The following is a 15,271-nucleotide window of genomic DNA, read 5'->3' as shown; positions in this document are numbered from 1 at the left end:
ATAATATGTGAGTTGTGAAAAAAGCCATTAGATAAATTTGAATATTAAAGGCAGGGTGACTTTTTTGAAATTAAGAGAAGATATTCGTAATATAGCGATCATCGCTCACGTTGACCACGGTAAAACGACATTGGTCGACCAGCTCCTGAAGCAATCAGGAACTTTCCGCACCAATGAGCATGTGGAAGAGCGCGCAATGGATTCAAATGATTTGGAAAGAGAACGAGGAATTACCATCCTCGCGAAAAATACAGCTATTTCATATAAAGATACACGCATTAACATTCTTGATACTCCTGGACACGCTGACTTTGGCGGCGAAGTGGAGCGGATCATGAAAATGGTTGACGGCGTTTTGCTTGTAGTCGATGCATACGAAGGCTGCATGCCACAAACACGCTTTGTTTTAAAGAAGGCGCTTGAACAGCACCTTACACCAATCGTGGTCGTGAATAAAATTGACCGTGATTTTGCCCGTCCTTCAGAGGTTGTAGATGAAGTGTTAGACTTGTTCATCGAACTTGGTGCAGATGAGGACCAGCTCGAGTTCCCGGTTGTTTATGCATCTGGAATCAACGGAACAGCAAGCTTGGATCCTGAAAAACAAGATGAAAACATGCAGGCATTGTACGAGTCGATTATCGACCATATCCCGGCTCCTGTAGATAACCGTGAAGAGCCGCTGCAATTCCAGGTTGCCCTTCTTGACTACAATGACTATGTGGGAAGAATCGGTATTGGCCGTGTATTCCGCGGTACGATGAAGGTAGGCCAGCAGGTAGCATTGATGAAACTTGATGGTTCTGTCAAACAATTCCGTGTAACAAAAATCTTTGGTTTCTTCGGGCTAAAGCGCCAGGAAATCCAGGAAGCATATGCTGGTGACCTGATTGCCGTATCCGGAATGGAAGATATCAATGTCGGTGAAACAGTATGTCCATTCGACAACCAGGATCCACTTCCAGTTCTGCGCATTGATGAGCCGACACTTCAAATGACATTCCTGGTCAACAACAGCCCATTCGCAGGTCGTGAGGGTAAATACCTGACTTCAAGGAAAATTGAAGAGAGACTTCGCGCACAGCTGCAAACTGACGTTAGTCTTAGGGTAGACAACACTGATTCACCGGATGCCTGGATCGTTTCAGGACGTGGAGAACTTCACTTGTCTATCTTGATTGAAAACATGCGCCGTGAAGGTTATGAGCTTCAAGTGTCAAAGCCTGAAGTAATCGTAAGGGAAATCGACGGAGTGCGTTGTGAACCAGTTGAACGCGTTCAAATCGATGTTCCTGAAGAGCACACAGGTTCCATCATGGAATCAATCGGTGCCCGTAAAGGTGAAATGCTCGATATGATCAACAACGGAAGCGGCCAAGTACGATTGATCTTCAACGTACCTGCACGCGGACTGATCGGATACACAACAGAGTTTTTAACATTGACTCGCGGATATGGTATCATTAACCATACATTCGACAGCTACCAGCCAATGCTTCAGGGCCAGGTAGGCGGACGCCGCCAGGGTGTTCTGGTATCGATGGAATCCGGAAAGGCATCTACTTATGGAATCATGCAGGTAGAGGACCGTGGAACGATTTTTGTTGAGCCAGGAACTGAAATCTATGAAGGCATGATTGTCGGCGAACACACTCGTGAGAACGACATCACTGTAAATATCACGAAGGTAAAGGCAGCAACTAATATCCGTTCTGCAAATAAGGACCAGACATCGGTCATCAAGAAGCCGAGAATCATGACTCTTGAGGAATCTTTGGAATACTTGAACGATGACGAGTATTGCGAAGTAACACCAGAGTCAATCAGACTCCGTAAAAAGATTCTTGATAAGAACGAGCGCGAAAGAATCGCGAAAAAGAAAAAATTCGCTGAAGCTTAATTTTAAGTAGGGGGAAGAAGTATGGACGTAAGCCAAAGATTATCTTTTTTTGCAGCACTTTTCCGTGTTGATGAAAACCCGACAGTTGGGATGTGGCTGCTTTATCTGACCATTGCCGGGTTAAGCATCCTCGTTTACAAACTGGGATTTGCACAAAAGCTGCCATTGCTGAAAAACATCATTATCTACGCATTCTTATTGCTTGGCTCTACTGTCCTGACCTTCCTTGCTATTTTCCTTCCAATTACGGAAGGGCTTGTCGTCGCTGCGCTGATCCTGATCATTTACAAACTCAGGCTGCGCCAGCACAAAAAAGAAGAAGCGAATGTGAAATAGGGGGTGGCGAAATGAAATCACTCCAGGACGCTATCTATAACTGGCTGACAATCAAGATTGTCAGTGACGCCCGTCCAGAGGACACAGCAGCTAATGATACGACGCAGTTGTTTGAACAAATTCTTGCTGAAGAACATCAAGTGGAATCGAAAGAACTAAAACGTGATGCACTGATGTACTATGTGACCATCGTGAAGGAAGGGGAGACGAAAGAATACCGCTTCCCCCGGGACCTGATCGAAGTCATGCTGGACCAGATCAGGCAAGAACCAGACAAGTACGTCAACTACCCTGAAGAAGAATAAGAAAAATCCGCCCAATGAGGCGGATTTTTTTCGTATGTATTCGCTTCGAAGGACATTTTGTTTGATAGATGGTGGAACGTCCCCGATAGAGGTTCACCTTTGGACAAAAAGGTGTAGGGGGAGCTGGAAATGTCCGAAGCAGGGTCGTCTTCGGACAAAATTGATGTAAGTGAAGCTGAAAATGTCCGAAGTAGGGTCATCTTCGGACAAAATTGATGTAAGAGAAGCTGAAAATGTCCGAAGCAGGGTCGTCTTCGGACAAAATTGAAGTAAGTGGGGCTGAAAATGTCCGAAGTAGGTTCATCTTCGGACAAAATTGAAGTAAGAGAGAAGCTGGAAATGTCCGAAGTAGGTTCACCTTTGGACAAAATTGATGTAAGAGAAGCTGAAAATGTCCGAAGTAGGTTCACCTTCGAACAAAATAGATGTAAGTGGAGCTGAAAATGTCCGAAGTAGGGTCATCTTCGGACAAAATTGGTATAAGTGGAGCTGGAAATGTCCGAAGTAGGTTCATCTTCGGACAAAATTTGTGTAAGTGAAGCTGAAAATGTCCGAAGTTGGGTCATCTTCGGCCAAAATCCCATAGAACTGTACCTGAAAGGTCCGAACCCGGCCGTCCTAGATTAGAACGCAGAGTGTATAAACCAAAAGCTTGGTCAAGGCTAACCCTTAAGTACCGCTCTCAAGCCTGTAAGCACTCACTAATCACCAATCTTCTTTCTTCACACGGCTGCGGTAAAGTTTGAAGTTGCCAGTGGCAATCCGGTCCTTTGTTTTCTCTGTGATTCTTTCGTTACATGGGTCGCACATATATGTATGGATCGGCCTGTTGCGCAGCCGCTTTGCCTGGAGGGTATCACTGTTGATGTTTTCGATTTTGTCGCATAGCACGCATTTGACTCTCATTCTTACACCTCTTATTAAATTCCTGATTTGAGTTTGGATTACACATAGTATATCATTGTTTACAGCCTGTAGAGGGAAAATCATTTGATTTGCCCTCTTTAAAGGGTTCGTAGTACTATTATGATAATTTAAGGAGGGTGAATATGGCAAATCAAGTAGAACCTAAACTAATCCAACCATTGTTTGATGAATTGCAAAAAGAGCGTTTCGTCACATTGGCGACAGTGGATCACGAATCCGGCGGCCCGAATGTGAGCGCTATTTCTTGGGTGCTTGCGAAGGATGAGGAAACGATTTATTTTGCAGTGGATAACCGTTCCCGAATCATCCAGAACATAAAAAGCAATGACAAAGCGGTCATCAATTTAATTGCAAACGAATCTACATATTCCATCAGCGGGACTGCAAGTGTCAAGCAGGAAAAGCTTGAAGACGTTCCTTTGAAGCTTGCGCTCGTTGAAATTCGGATCACCGAAGTAAGAGATGTAATGTTCTATGGTTCTAAAATTGTTGCGGAACCTCAATACGACAAGACATATGATAAAGATGCCGCTGCTCGTCTTGATAAACAAGTAATGGATGCAATGAGAAAAGCTTAGTCAAAAGACTAAGCTTTTTTTGTACCGTTTTTATTTGTGGTATTTTGATTCTTCCTGCTGTTTTTTCTCAAGCTGCTGCTTTTCTGACTGATCAAGCTTTTTCTTGGGATCTTCGGTTGGTTTGTTGTTTTGCGGCTCAATCATATCCGCAGGAACCTCTGGCATGATGCGGCCGGTGATATCTGAGAGTTCATTCATAATGCCCATCAAAGGCTGTCCATTGCGGATATCAGCTGAAATCTCCCGCAGTCTTGCTGTAATATCAGGGTCGGCTACAACTACAGCTCTTGCTCCATGAGGGTCTTTCTTTAATGCCTCTGCAACTGTATATTTCACTGTATCTACCTCGGAGCGCTCCATATTGTCATCGACATCGATGCCTACAATCGCGTATCGGCCCAGCACAACTGCCGCTGCATCATCTACATTGGGGATATGGGTTGTAAGGTTGACCAGGTGCCGAGAAATCCTTTGGCCGGATTCACGGTCTACCTCCTGTATCGTACTGTTCTGGACCCGGACCTTGTTTTGATCGCGGTCGTTTTGGCTGGCATTATTTTGCAGGTTGCAAGCGGTGATCAACGTTAATAAAGAAAGTACGGCAATCAATCTAATCATCATAAATCCCCTCCGGATATTTATTGGAAAACAATTAGGAATGCAAAAACATTCAATCATGTCATGGGTGCTTTTTCTCCATACCGAGCCCTTCAAATAGAAATGCTCAAAGGTTATTGTGCAAAATATCTTCTATCTTTATTCAGGAAGTCATATATTTTACCAAAGTCCCGGCCAAGGCTGCCAAGTTGGCCAGAGTCGAGATCAAGAAGGCGGGAGGCATCAATTTGAGTAAAATATACGTACTGGATACAAACGTCTTATTACAGGATCCGCACGCGATTTTTTCTTTTCAGGACAATGAAGTTGTCATACCTGCTGTAGTACTGGAAGAAGTGGATTCCAAGAAAAGATATATGGATGAGATTGGGAGAAATGCACGCCAGGTATCAAGGCTTATAGATGGAATGCGTGAAACAGGTAAACTTCACGAAAAAATCAATTTGGAGGGAGGAGGAACTCTACGGATTGAACTGAACCATCGCTCTTTCCACCAGCTTCAGGAAATCTTTGTTGAAAAGACAAATGACAACCGTATACTCGCGGTTGCCAAGAACTTGAGCCTGGAGGAGGAAACGAAAGAAGATGGGCGCCCGGTGATCCTTGTCAGTAAGGATGCCCTCGTTCGAGTGAAGGCAGATGCAATTGGGCTTTTAGCCGAGGATTTTCTTAGTGACAGGGTAGTGGAACTGAATCATCTTTACTCAGGATATGCCGAAATTTATATGGAGATTGAGGTCTTAAACCGCTTTTATGAAAAGGGTGAGGTCAACATCTCCGAGTTGAATGGACAGAATTTTTTTTATCCTAACCAATTTGTCATCATGAAAGACATTCTAGGAAGCTCGGCCTCTGCCATAGGAATGGTCGATACGAAAAACAAGAAAGTGAAGAAGCTTGTGTTTGAGCACGAGGGGAAGCAGACGTGGGGAATTCGTCCAAGAAATGTGCAGCAAATCATGGCGATGGAATTGCTTTTGCGCCAAGACATGCCCCTCATCACCCTGATTGGGCGGGCAGGTACGGGAAAAACCTTGCTGGCTCTTGCAGCTGGGCTCCTGCAAACAGAGGATTTGGGGATTTTTAAAAAGCTCCTCGTTGCACGGCCAATTGTACCTGTCGGCAAGGACTTGGGATTCCTGCCAGGTGAAAAGGAAGAAAAGCTGCGACCATGGATGCAGCCTATATATGATAATCTGGAGTTCCTGTTTAACACCAAGAAGCCAGGAGAACTTGATGCCATACTGGCAGGAATGGGTTCTATTGAGGTGGAGGCACTGACTTACATCAGGGGCAGAAGCATACCGGATCAATTTATCATCATTGATGAAGCCCAGAACCTCACTAAACATGAAGTAAAAACGATCCTGACAAGGGTAGGGGAGAGAAGCAAGATTGTCCTGATGGGGGACCCGGATCAAATTGACCATCCTTACCTGGATGCATATAACAATGGCCTGACATATGTTGTAGAGAAATTCAAGCATCAGCAGATTGCCGGCCACGTTCAGCTGGTGAAAGGCGAAAGATCTCCGCTTGCGCAGCTTGCAGCCGATCTGCTCAAATAAAAAAACGGGCATCCCAGTCTGGATGCCCGTTGGCTGAACCTACATATCATTCCACTGTAAATCCGGTTACATTCCTAATCGGGTTTTCTTTATTTGACCCATCCTGGTAGTACACATGCAAGGGGCCATCTTCCCTTAAAGGCTTGCCATCCTTCGAAAAGCCAAGGATAATCGTTGATGCTTCTTCAAGAGAAAGAGTCAGTTGTTCCTGATCTCCGTATTCAACGATAACATTCACAGCGTTCTGCTCTGGCTCAGCGTTCTTCAGAAAAGGCTTAAAGGGGATACCGAAAGTGCCGTTCAGAACTTTTTCCTTCTGAAACTTAACTTCTGTTTTCAAAGTGGGAGGATAAACGGCTCCCTCCATGATTTCACGATCCCAATGTTTGGATACTGACTTAGTATATTCCTCCAACGAATCTTCCTGCATTTGTTCTTGTTTGAAATATGTATTCAAATCCACTTTTCGATCATCGAAAATCCAAACACCCGGATCTAAAGTGATCTTGTATTTAACTTTGCCTTTGATAGGGATGATTGTTTCCATAATATCCTCCTGCCTGGATGAGAAGTGTTTGACTTAAGTATACTGATAAATCCCGGAAATGTCATTCTGGCGGGTTGCAGGCATGATACCATAAATTTCTGAATCCTTAATATTCTTGCATTTTTGTCCGCTTAAGGGTAAAATTTATAGAAGGATTGGGTAATCGCTCGGAAACGGGGGGATCAAGTTGGCGTCTGATATGATTATTAACCATCAGGAAAAAGCCCATGCCTTGCTAAAGGCTGACGCTGATAAAATATTAAAGCTGATCAAAGTGCAAATGGATAACCTGACAATGCCTCAATGCCCTCTTTACGAAGAGGTGTTGGACACGCAAATGTTTGGCTTGTCCAGAGAAATAGATTTTGCAGTAAGACTCGGCTTAATCGAAGAATCAGAGGGAAAAGTCATTCTCGGCCAATTGGAAAGAGAGCTTTCCATTTTGCATGAGGCTTCGTTAAAAAAATAAATCATAAAAACTCAAACAGTCCTTTCCGATTGTTTGAGTTTTTTTGTGAAAAATTGTCATTACGCTTACATGACAATTTATTAAGAATTCGATAACTTTTCCTTAAATAAAGGCAGGATATTTGAACTTATAGTAGAATAGATAAAACAACTTAGAAGATGGGGAAGAGACGATGTTTAAAAAAATACTGAAATCCTATGACTATTCATTAATCATTGTTGTTGCTCTCTTGTGTTTATTTGGCCTGGTCATGGTTTACAGTGCGAGTATGGTGACATGGCATGGAACAGACAGTGATTTTTTCTATCAGAAACAGAAGATCAATTTACTGGCGGCCGCTGCTATGTTTGTTATAGCTGCCCTGTTTCCCTACAAGGCGATGAAGAGTACGAAGATCCTTCTTCCTATGGTTTTATTTACGCTGGCGGGCTTGACCATACTGTTTGTAGTTGGAAAGGTAGCGGGGAATGCCCTAAGCTGGATTGAAATGGGGACAAGGAGCATCCAGCCTTCTGAGCTTGCGAAGCTAAGTGTCATCATTTACCTTTCAGCAGTCTACGCAAAAAAACAATCCTACATAAATGAATTTAATAGAGGTGTATTGCCTCCATTATTATTCCTTGTTATGGTTTTCTTCCTGATCGCTCTACAGCCCGACTACGGAACAGGCGGCATTATTATGCTGATTGCCGGTTCGATTATATTGTCTTCAGGGATGAATTTTAAAAATATCATGAAGCTGGTAATGATCGTAGTAATCCTGCTAGTACCCGTTTCATTAATATTAAAAGATGAGGTCTTTTCTGAAAAACGAATGGCGCGCCTTACCTCTTATAGCAACCCCTTTAATGACGAGCAGAAATCAGGGTACCAGCTTGCCAATGCCTATTATGCCATTGGCTCAGGAGGTTTGACAGGTCTCGGTTTGGGACAAAGCAACCAGAAGTTGGGCTACCTGCCGGAAGCACACACAGACTTCATCATTGCAGTGATCTCTGAGGAGCTTGGTATTTTCGGTGTTGGTTTTGTGATACTTAGCCTGGCTTTCATTGTTTTAAAAGGAATCCACATCGCCCTAAAATGCAAAGATCCATTTGGGAGCCTGCTGGCGATAGGGATCTCCAGCATGATAGGAATCCAGTCCTTCGTCAACCTGGGCGGGGCGACAGGAGTCATTCCGTTGACCGGTGTACCGTTGCCGTTTGTAAGCTATGGCGGGTCATCCCTGCTTCAGCTGGCAGTGGCCATGGGGATTCTAGTTAATGTATCCATGTTTGTCAATTTTGAAGAAAAATATAAGAAGGACAAAGCACCTCAGCCAAAGCCGAAGCCGGCAATGGTCAATCAAAACAGTTATAAATTCAGGTCATAAAAAAAGCTGCAGCTAATGCTGCAGCTTTCTTATTTTGCCGTCACCGGTGAAAGTTCGACTGGCTTTTCGGCTCTTGCAGCATTTTTCTTGCTTCTGCTGACCAGCAGGATGAAGTAGCTGAAGACCCCGAATAAAACGGAAATAAAGAATGCGTGTGATAAAGCGACATACAGGTTCAGTCTTGTGAAGATAACCATGGCGCCTGCAGCAACTTGCAGTGAAACCAGGATAAAGGAAATGATCCAGCCCCAGTAAAGGACTCTTTCATGTCTGTAATGTTTGATCGCAATGTAAGTGACATAAGCGATCCAGATAAATATGAAACCTGCTGCTGCCCTGTGTCCCATTTGAACCCACTCATAAATATTGGTAGGGAGGAAAGAACCGCCATTTGTACATAATGGCCAATCCTTACAAACCAGGCTTGCGTTCATATGTCTCACCAAAGCCCCTGTGTAAACGACAAGATAGCTATAGATGGACAGTCCGATGATATGGAACCTCATCCTATTGTCAATGACAAGCTTTTCTGCCTGGAATTTTTTATCGACTTCAAAAATAAGCATGGTCAATAATAGTACGGCAGCAAAAGAAATAAGAGAAATACCAAAGTGAAGGGCGAGTACAAAATCCGATTGTCCCCATACCACCGCTGCAGCTCCAATCAAAGCTTGAAGCAACAGGAAGAAGAAGGACAAAACTGCTAAAAACTTTGTCTCACGGATGTGGCCGATCGCTTTCCACGTCCAGATCGACAAGATGAGCACCATGATTCCGACACTGCCGGATACCAGTCTATGTGCTAGCTCAATGACTAATTCGGGCGTAATATTAGTAGGAACGAATTCTCCATTGCAGAGCGGCCAGGATTTTCCACAGCCCATACCTGAATCAGTTTTTGTTACCAGTGCTCCCCCGAGCAAAACAAAAAGCATTCCGATTGTGGTCAATACAGCGAGCCACTTAAGGGAACGTTTCATTAACATCACCTGCTTATTCATAGTTCGATAAGTTGTCAAATAATAAACTTGACATGTATAATAAAAGAATCGTGCAGAATAGAAGAAATTCTACTCCTATAATAACGAATTTTGACGAAAAAGGATAGAAAACAATACTTAAGATACTACACAATAAAATCCTTTTAATCAATACTGCATCTCTCATATGGACATTATGTTCTTTTACTGGCAAATTGCTTAAGTAAACAGGGGACTATGGACATTTCGAGGTATACATACCAGCCATTTGGCAATCAAGAAAATATTATCCAAAAATATGTAATCCGAGATGATTGGAGATCAAAAATAATCTCCTGGGATTTGAGTGATAATTCCTTGCAATAAAAATGAAGTTTATGGATAATGGCGGTAAGACACAAATTAGTCAAATTTTGTTCAAAAAAAATTCACAAAAAAGTTGTGAAGTGTGATTTAATATACAACGTGGGTGTTATTTTTCTACACAAACATTTAACAGCCTTAACACAATGATAATAGTGAAAACTATCAGGCATATAAAGCACGAAAATACTCTTCTTTTTTTTGTAAAAATTCGCATATGGGATGATACAAGAAAGAGGATGAAGGAGGATAAGGATGTCTAATTCAAAAGCTTTGTCTGAAGCTGTATTGGAAAACGGGCAGCCTGTGGTCGGGGAAAAAACAATGATGAAAGACTTTCTTGCACTAATTAAAGTAGGGATTGTTAACTCCAATGCGATGACGACTTTTACAGGTCTTTGGCTGGCACTTCACTTCAGCGGTGCGCGTTTCCTGGATAATATCGATTTAATACTGGCAACATTGATAGGTTCTTCGCTGATCGTTGCTGGATCCTGCAGCCTTAACAACTATATTGACAGGGATATCGATCATCTGATGGAACGGACCAAGGGAAGACCGACTGTTACTGGACGGGTCCAGCCTGGGAAAGTTGCCTTGATGAGTTTCCTGCTGATTGGTGCAGGAACTGCGTTCTTGTTTACCACTACCATAACTGCAGCCGTGATCGGCCTGTTTGGAGTTTTTAGTTATGTAGTTCTATATACAATGTGGTCAAAAAGGCTATATGTATCAAACACAATTGTCGGGAGTATCTCAGGGGCAGTGCCTCCGCTAATCGGCTGGGCTGCAGTTGATGCCAACCTTGATATCATGGCATGGATGCTTTTCGCCATCGTATTCATCTGGCAGCCGCCTCACTTTTATGCACTGGCAATGAGGAGAGTAGAGGAGTACAGGGCAGCAGGAATTCCGATGCTTCCAGTAGTCAAAGGATTCAAGGCTACGAAAAGATCGATTTTCCTCTGGGTAGCAGCATTGCTTCCATTGCCATTCTTCCTTCCTGAACTTGGAATTCCGTTCATGGTTCTTGCGACCGCCTTGAATATCGGCTGGCTTGCATTGGGATTCTATCTGCTAAAGCTTAAAGATGATATGAAATGGGCAAAACTGATGTTTGTATATTCTTTACAATACTTAACGGTCATGTTTGTCGCTATGGTAATTGTCACACTTATTTAATCTTTGTTAGGAGATTCACTCTTTGCTAGAGCGGATTTTTCCATATATTTTTTTCAAAACAAATTTATTAGATTTTCTACGAAAGAGGGGTTTAATTAAGCTATGAAGATGCTTGCTAAATGGCGTCTGCTGTCTTTGTTCGCAATGATGGCATTAGTCTTGTCCGGCTGTGGTGAGCCATTCCTGTCTACATTAAGACCGGCAGGTGAAGTTGCTCAATCCCAGTATGAACTCATGCTATTGAGTACAGCGATTATGGTGGGAGTAATTGCTGTCGTCACAATCATTTTTATTTATGTCATTATGAAATTCCGCAGGAAGAATGACAATGAAATTCCTAAGCAGGTTGAAGGAAGCCACAAGCTGGAGATCCTTTGGACTGTTATCCCGATCTTATTGCTTCTGATTCTTGCTGTTCCTACAGTTGCTGCAACATTCAAGCTTGCGGACGTCTCTCCAATGGAAAAGAAGAACGCTGACGGGAAAACAGATGCATTAGTTGTCAACGTACGCGCAAATCTTTACTGGTGGGAATTTGAATATCCAAATGAAGAAATCATCACAAGCCAGGATTTAGTTGTTCCAACTGATGAAAAGGTTTACTTTAACCTGAAGGCTTCGGATGTTAAGCACTCATTCTGGATTCCTTCTGCTGGCGGAAAGATGGATACGAACACTGATAACGTCAATAAGTTTTGGCTTGAATTCGACAGCAAGGGTGCTGACGAGGCTGGCGGACTTTTCTATGGAAAATGTGCTGAGCTTTGCGGACCTTCTCACGCGTTGATGGATTTCAAAGTTAAGGCACTATCCAGAGCTGAATTCGATCAATGGGTTGCTGATATGAAAGCAGTTGAAGAGCCTGTTCAGGCAGAAACTCAAACTGCACAACAAGGACAGGAAATCTTCAACAACAGCTGTATCGGATGCCATGCCGTCACTCCGGCAAACACAGCTCCGGAAGCAGCTCGTGTAGGCCCTAACTTGACTAACTTCGGTGAACGCTCACGTGTAGCTGGCGTCCTGGATATGTCAGAAGAAAATATCAAGAAGTGGCTGGAAGACCCAGAAGCATACAAGCCGGCAAACAAAATGACTGGCAAGTATCCTGAGCTTTCTGATACTGAACTTGATGCATTAACAGAATATCTGATGGGCTTGAAAGTCCAGAAATAATGGGGATTTGTTTGAAAGGGAGGTAAAACTGTGAGTACCTATGCTCAGAAAAAGGGATTCGGCGCTGTTTTATGGGACTACCTGACAACGGTTGACCATAAGAAAATCGCGATCCTTTATCTAATTGCTGGCGGATTCTTCTTCATCCTTGGCGGACTTGAAGCTTTGTTCATCCGTATCCAGCTGGCTGTACCTAACAATGATTTTGTAAGCGCAGGTTTTTACAATGAAATCCTGACGATGCACGGAACAACGATGATTTTCCTTGCGGCGATGCCACTGGTGTTTGCCTTTATGAATGCTGTCATGCCTCTTCAAATTGGAGCGCGTGACGTTGCATTTCCATTCCTGAACTCTTTAGGGTTCTGGTTGTTCTTCTTTGGTGGAGTATTCCTTAACCTTTCATGGTTCCTTGGGGGAGCACCTGATGCTGGTTGGACTTCTTACGCTTCTCTTGCAATGGCGTCTGAAACCCATGGTATCGACTTCTACGCACTTGGGTTGCAGATTTCCGGTGCGGGTACACTAATCGGGGGGATCAACTTCCTGGTGACGATCGTTAACATGCGAGCACCAGGTATGACTTATATGCGTATGCCGATGTTCACTTGGGCAACTTTTGTAACATCAGCTCTGATTCTTTTCGCATTCCCTCCATTGACAGTTGGATTGTTCTTATTGATCTTCGATCGTATGTTTGGTTCTAATTTCTTTGATGTAGCAAACGGTGGTAATACCATCATCTGGGAACACCTTTTCTGGATTTTTGGTCACCCTGAAGTATACATCCTGATCTTGCCGGCTTTCGGTATTTTCTCTGAGATTTTTGCAATCTTCTCTAGAAAAAGACTTTTCGGTTACTCATCCATGGTATTCGCGACCGTATTGATCGGTTTCCTTGGATTCATGGTATGGGCTCACCATATGTTCACAACTGGTCTTGGACCAATCGCAAACGCGATTTTCGCTGTAGCGACAATGGCCATTGCTGTTCCTACTGGTATCAAAATCTTTAACTGGATGTTCACGATGTGGGGCGGAAGCATCAAGTTCACAACTCCGATGCTTTGGGCAGTAGCCTTCATCCCATCCTTCGTAGCCGGTGGTGTAACTGGTGTCATGCTTGCATCTGCTGCTGCTGACTATCAGTATCACGACAGCTATTTCGTTGTTGCTCACTTCCACTACGTAATCGTTGGTGGTGTCGTATTCGCTCTATTCGCAGGCGCTCACCTGTACTGGCCAAAAATGTTTGGCACAATGCTGAATGAAACTCTTGGTAAGGTTACTTTCTGGTTATTCCTGATTGGTTTCCACCTGACGTTTTTCATCCAGCACTTCCTTGGTTTGATGGGGATGCCTCGCCGTATCTTCACATTCCTTCCTGGACAGGGACTTGAAACTGGTAACCTGATCAGTTCAATCGGTGCCATCTTCATGGCAATCGCAACAATCGTTCTTTTGATCAACGTGATCATGACACAAGTTAAAAACGAAAAAGTTGGAAATGACCCTTGGGGCGACGGACGTACACTTGAATGGGCAATTGCTTCACCGCCGCCATTCTACAACTTCAAGCAGCTTCCACTTGTTCGTGGATTGGATGCTTACTGGCTTGAAAAAATGGAAGGCAAAAACGGTATGACGCCTGCAGAACCGCTTGGCGACATCCATATGCCAAACAACTCTTTCATTCCATTTGTCATTTCACTTGGTCTGTTCATTGCAGCATTCGGTGCGATGTACCGCGCTGAAACTAGCTGGGGACTGCTAGTCCTGATCCTTGGTATGGCCGTTACATTGGGAGCAATGTTCGTCCGTTCAATTAAGGATGACCATGGATTCCATATTCATAAAGAAGATTTAATGGATGATGATAATGATAAGGGGGTAAAGGCATAATGCAAGCTGAAGAAAAATTCACTTATGAAACATGGCCTGCCGAGCCTGAAAAAGCGACCCTCGAAGCAAAAAACAAGTTTTTAGGCTTCTGGTTCTTCCTTGGTGGAGAAACAGTATTGTTCGCGACTTTGTTCGCAACATATCTTGCACTAAAGGATAAGGTACCTAGCGCAGACCACGCTCTGGCAAAGGATATCTTTGAAATCCCGCTTGCATTCGCGGCTACAATGCTGCTTTTGACAAGCTCATTAACAAGTGTGTACGCGATGTACCATATGAAAAACTTCAACTTCAAGAAAATGCAATTATGGCTTGGATTGACAGTTGCCCTTGGTGCTGCGTTCCTTGTGCTTGAGATTTATGAGTTCTATCACTATGTACATGCGTTTGGACACACTTTCACTAGCAGTGCGTTCGGGTCAGCCTTCTATACACTGGTAGGCTTCCACGGAGGTCACGTTGCATTTGGTTTGGCTTGGATCATTACATTGATGGTCCGTAACTCTAAACGTGGATTGAACCTGTACAACGCTCCAAAGTTTTATGTAGCCAGCCTATACTGGCACTTTATCGACGTTGTCTGGGTATTCATCTTCACAGTAGTATATCTAATGGGAATGGTGGGATAAACTGATGGCTAATCAACAACCAAGTTCAGGGAACCCAAGAGTGGATGTCGCATACCGCCGCAAAAAAAGTGCGGAAGAAATGAGATATCAAATCGTTTCCTTCACATTGATGATTTTCTTGACAATCGTTGCATTCGTTGCAGTGGGCTATGAAGGATTCTCAGGCTGGTTCACAGTTCCGTTCATCCTTTTGCTTGCTGTTGTCCAGGTAATTTTCCAGCTATACTATTTCATGCACATGAGCCACAAAGGCCATGAAGCACCTGCATTGTTCCTATATTCAGGTGTGGTAGTTGGTGCTGTAACAATCCTGGCGTTCACAACCATCATCTGGTGGTAATCTAAAGTTTACATTCATGAAAAAATCGGCCGACAAAGCCGATTTTTTCTATGAGTCGGAGCATACTAGCATTTAATGG

16 protein-coding genes are annotated in these 15,271 nt (G+C 43.5%); 12 read left to right on the top strand and 4 right to left on the bottom strand.

Annotated elements, in window-relative coordinates; genetic code table 11:
* Positions 1 to 64: 64 nt before the first annotated feature.
* Genes typA through EJA10_RS06810 form a run of 3 tightly spaced genes read left to right on the top strand, consistent with a single transcriptional unit; the run spans position 65 to position 2,541 of the window.
* On the top strand, positions 65 to 1,900 hold the full coding sequence (typA, locus tag EJA10_RS06820) for a translational GTPase TypA (protein WP_125479253.1): 1,836 nt from the start codon (positions 65 to 67) through the stop codon (positions 1,898 to 1,900).
* Between the two features lie 21 nt (positions 1,901 to 1,921).
* Entirely contained in the window at positions 1,922 to 2,236 is a 315-nt protein-coding gene (locus EJA10_RS06815; protein WP_125479252.1) for a YlaH-like family protein, read from the top strand.
* An 11-nt stretch (positions 2,237 to 2,247) separates the two neighbouring features.
* Complete coding sequence (locus tag EJA10_RS06810) at positions 2,248 to 2,541, top strand: hypothetical protein (protein WP_125479251.1); 294 nt, start codon at positions 2,248 to 2,250, stop codon at positions 2,539 to 2,541.
* Between the two features lie 705 nt (positions 2,542 to 3,246).
* Here the strand turns inward: EJA10_RS06810 and EJA10_RS06805 are convergent.
* The gene (locus EJA10_RS06805; RefSeq protein ID WP_125479250.1) at positions 3,247 to 3,447 is read right to left on the bottom strand and encodes a YlaI family protein; all 201 of its coding nucleotides are present in this window, start codon (positions 3,445 to 3,447) and stop codon (positions 3,247 to 3,249) included.
* 143 nt (positions 3,448 to 3,590) lie between these two features.
* On the opposite strand from EJA10_RS06805, the gene EJA10_RS06800 reads away from it, so the two are divergent.
* Positions 3,591 to 4,046 carry a pyridoxamine 5'-phosphate oxidase family protein gene (locus EJA10_RS06800; protein WP_125479249.1) on the top strand — a complete coding sequence of 152 codons (456 nt, stop codon included), beginning with the start codon at positions 3,591 to 3,593 and terminating at the stop codon, positions 4,044 to 4,046.
* 30 nt (positions 4,047 to 4,076) lie between these two features.
* On the opposite strand, the gene EJA10_RS06795 is transcribed toward EJA10_RS06800, so the two are convergent.
* Complete coding sequence (locus EJA10_RS06795) at positions 4,077 to 4,664, bottom strand: YhcN/YlaJ family sporulation lipoprotein (RefSeq protein ID WP_425462080.1); 588 nt, start codon at positions 4,662 to 4,664, stop codon at positions 4,077 to 4,079.
* Between the two features lie 227 nt (positions 4,665 to 4,891).
* Here EJA10_RS06795 and EJA10_RS06790 point away from each other — a divergent pair, with 227 nt between their 5' ends.
* Complete coding sequence (locus EJA10_RS06790) at positions 4,892 to 6,232, top strand: PhoH family protein (RefSeq protein WP_125479247.1); 1,341 nt, start codon at positions 4,892 to 4,894, stop codon at positions 6,230 to 6,232.
* 46 nt (positions 6,233 to 6,278) lie between these two features.
* Here the strand turns inward: EJA10_RS06790 and EJA10_RS06785 are convergent, their stop codons facing one another.
* Positions 6,279 to 6,779, bottom strand: a complete 501-nt coding sequence (locus EJA10_RS06785) for a peptidyl-prolyl cis-trans isomerase (protein WP_125479246.1) — start codon at positions 6,777 to 6,779, stop codon at positions 6,279 to 6,281.
* A 187-nt stretch (positions 6,780 to 6,966) separates the two neighbouring features.
* Here EJA10_RS06785 and EJA10_RS06780 point away from each other — a divergent pair, with 187 nt between their 5' ends.
* Together EJA10_RS06780 and EJA10_RS06775 are read left to right on the top strand one after the other, a co-directional pair.
* Positions 6,967 to 7,248, top strand: a complete 282-nt coding sequence (locus EJA10_RS06780) for an Fpa/YlaN family protein (protein WP_125479245.1) — start codon at positions 6,967 to 6,969, stop codon at positions 7,246 to 7,248.
* A gap of 172 nt (positions 7,249 to 7,420) precedes the next feature.
* Complete coding sequence (locus EJA10_RS06775) at positions 7,421 to 8,620, top strand: FtsW/RodA/SpoVE family cell cycle protein (protein WP_125479244.1); 1,200 nt, start codon at positions 7,421 to 7,423, stop codon at positions 8,618 to 8,620.
* A gap of 29 nt (positions 8,621 to 8,649) precedes the next feature.
* Here the strand turns inward: EJA10_RS06775 and EJA10_RS06770 are convergent, their stop codons facing one another.
* Entirely contained in the window at positions 8,650 to 9,600 is a 951-nt protein-coding gene (locus EJA10_RS06770; RefSeq protein WP_125479243.1) for a COX15/CtaA family protein, read from the bottom strand.
* A 618-nt stretch (positions 9,601 to 10,218) separates the two neighbouring features.
* Between EJA10_RS06770 and cyoE the strand changes: the two genes are divergently transcribed.
* The 5 genes from cyoE to ctaF all read left to right on the top strand — a co-directional run bounded on the left by cyoE (position 10,219) and on the right by ctaF (position 15,192).
* On the top strand, positions 10,219 to 11,145 hold the full coding sequence (gene cyoE, locus EJA10_RS06765) for a heme o synthase (protein ID WP_125479242.1): 927 nt from the start codon (positions 10,219 to 10,221) through the stop codon (positions 11,143 to 11,145).
* A gap of 102 nt (positions 11,146 to 11,247) precedes the next feature.
* Positions 11,248 to 12,321 (top strand): cytochrome c oxidase subunit II, encoded by a 1,074-nt coding sequence (gene coxB / locus EJA10_RS06760; protein WP_125479241.1) that lies wholly within the window; start codon positions 11,248 to 11,250, stop codon positions 12,319 to 12,321.
* Between the two features lie 30 nt (positions 12,322 to 12,351).
* Entirely contained in the window at positions 12,352 to 14,223 is a 1,872-nt protein-coding gene (ctaD, locus tag EJA10_RS06755) for a cytochrome c oxidase subunit I (RefSeq protein ID WP_125479240.1), read from the top strand.
* Positions 14,223 to 14,852, top strand: a complete 630-nt coding sequence (locus tag EJA10_RS06750) for a cytochrome (ubi)quinol oxidase subunit III (RefSeq protein ID WP_125479239.1) — start codon at positions 14,223 to 14,225, stop codon at positions 14,850 to 14,852. The genes ctaD and EJA10_RS06750 overlap by 1 nt, the downstream gene beginning before the upstream one ends.
* 4 nt (positions 14,853 to 14,856) lie before the next feature.
* Complete coding sequence (ctaF, locus tag EJA10_RS06745) at positions 14,857 to 15,192, top strand: cytochrome c oxidase subunit IVB (protein WP_125479238.1); 336 nt, start codon at positions 14,857 to 14,859, stop codon at positions 15,190 to 15,192.
* The last annotated feature ends 79 nt before the right edge of the window (positions 15,193 to 15,271 follow it).

Origin of the sequence: Mesobacillus subterraneus (assembly GCF_003937825.1) — a bacterium.
In the GTDB taxonomy this organism is placed as follows: Bacteria; Bacillota; Bacilli; order Bacillales; family Cytobacillaceae; genus Mesobacillus; species Mesobacillus subterraneus.
This window is presented reverse-complemented; position numbering and strand designations above follow the sequence as displayed.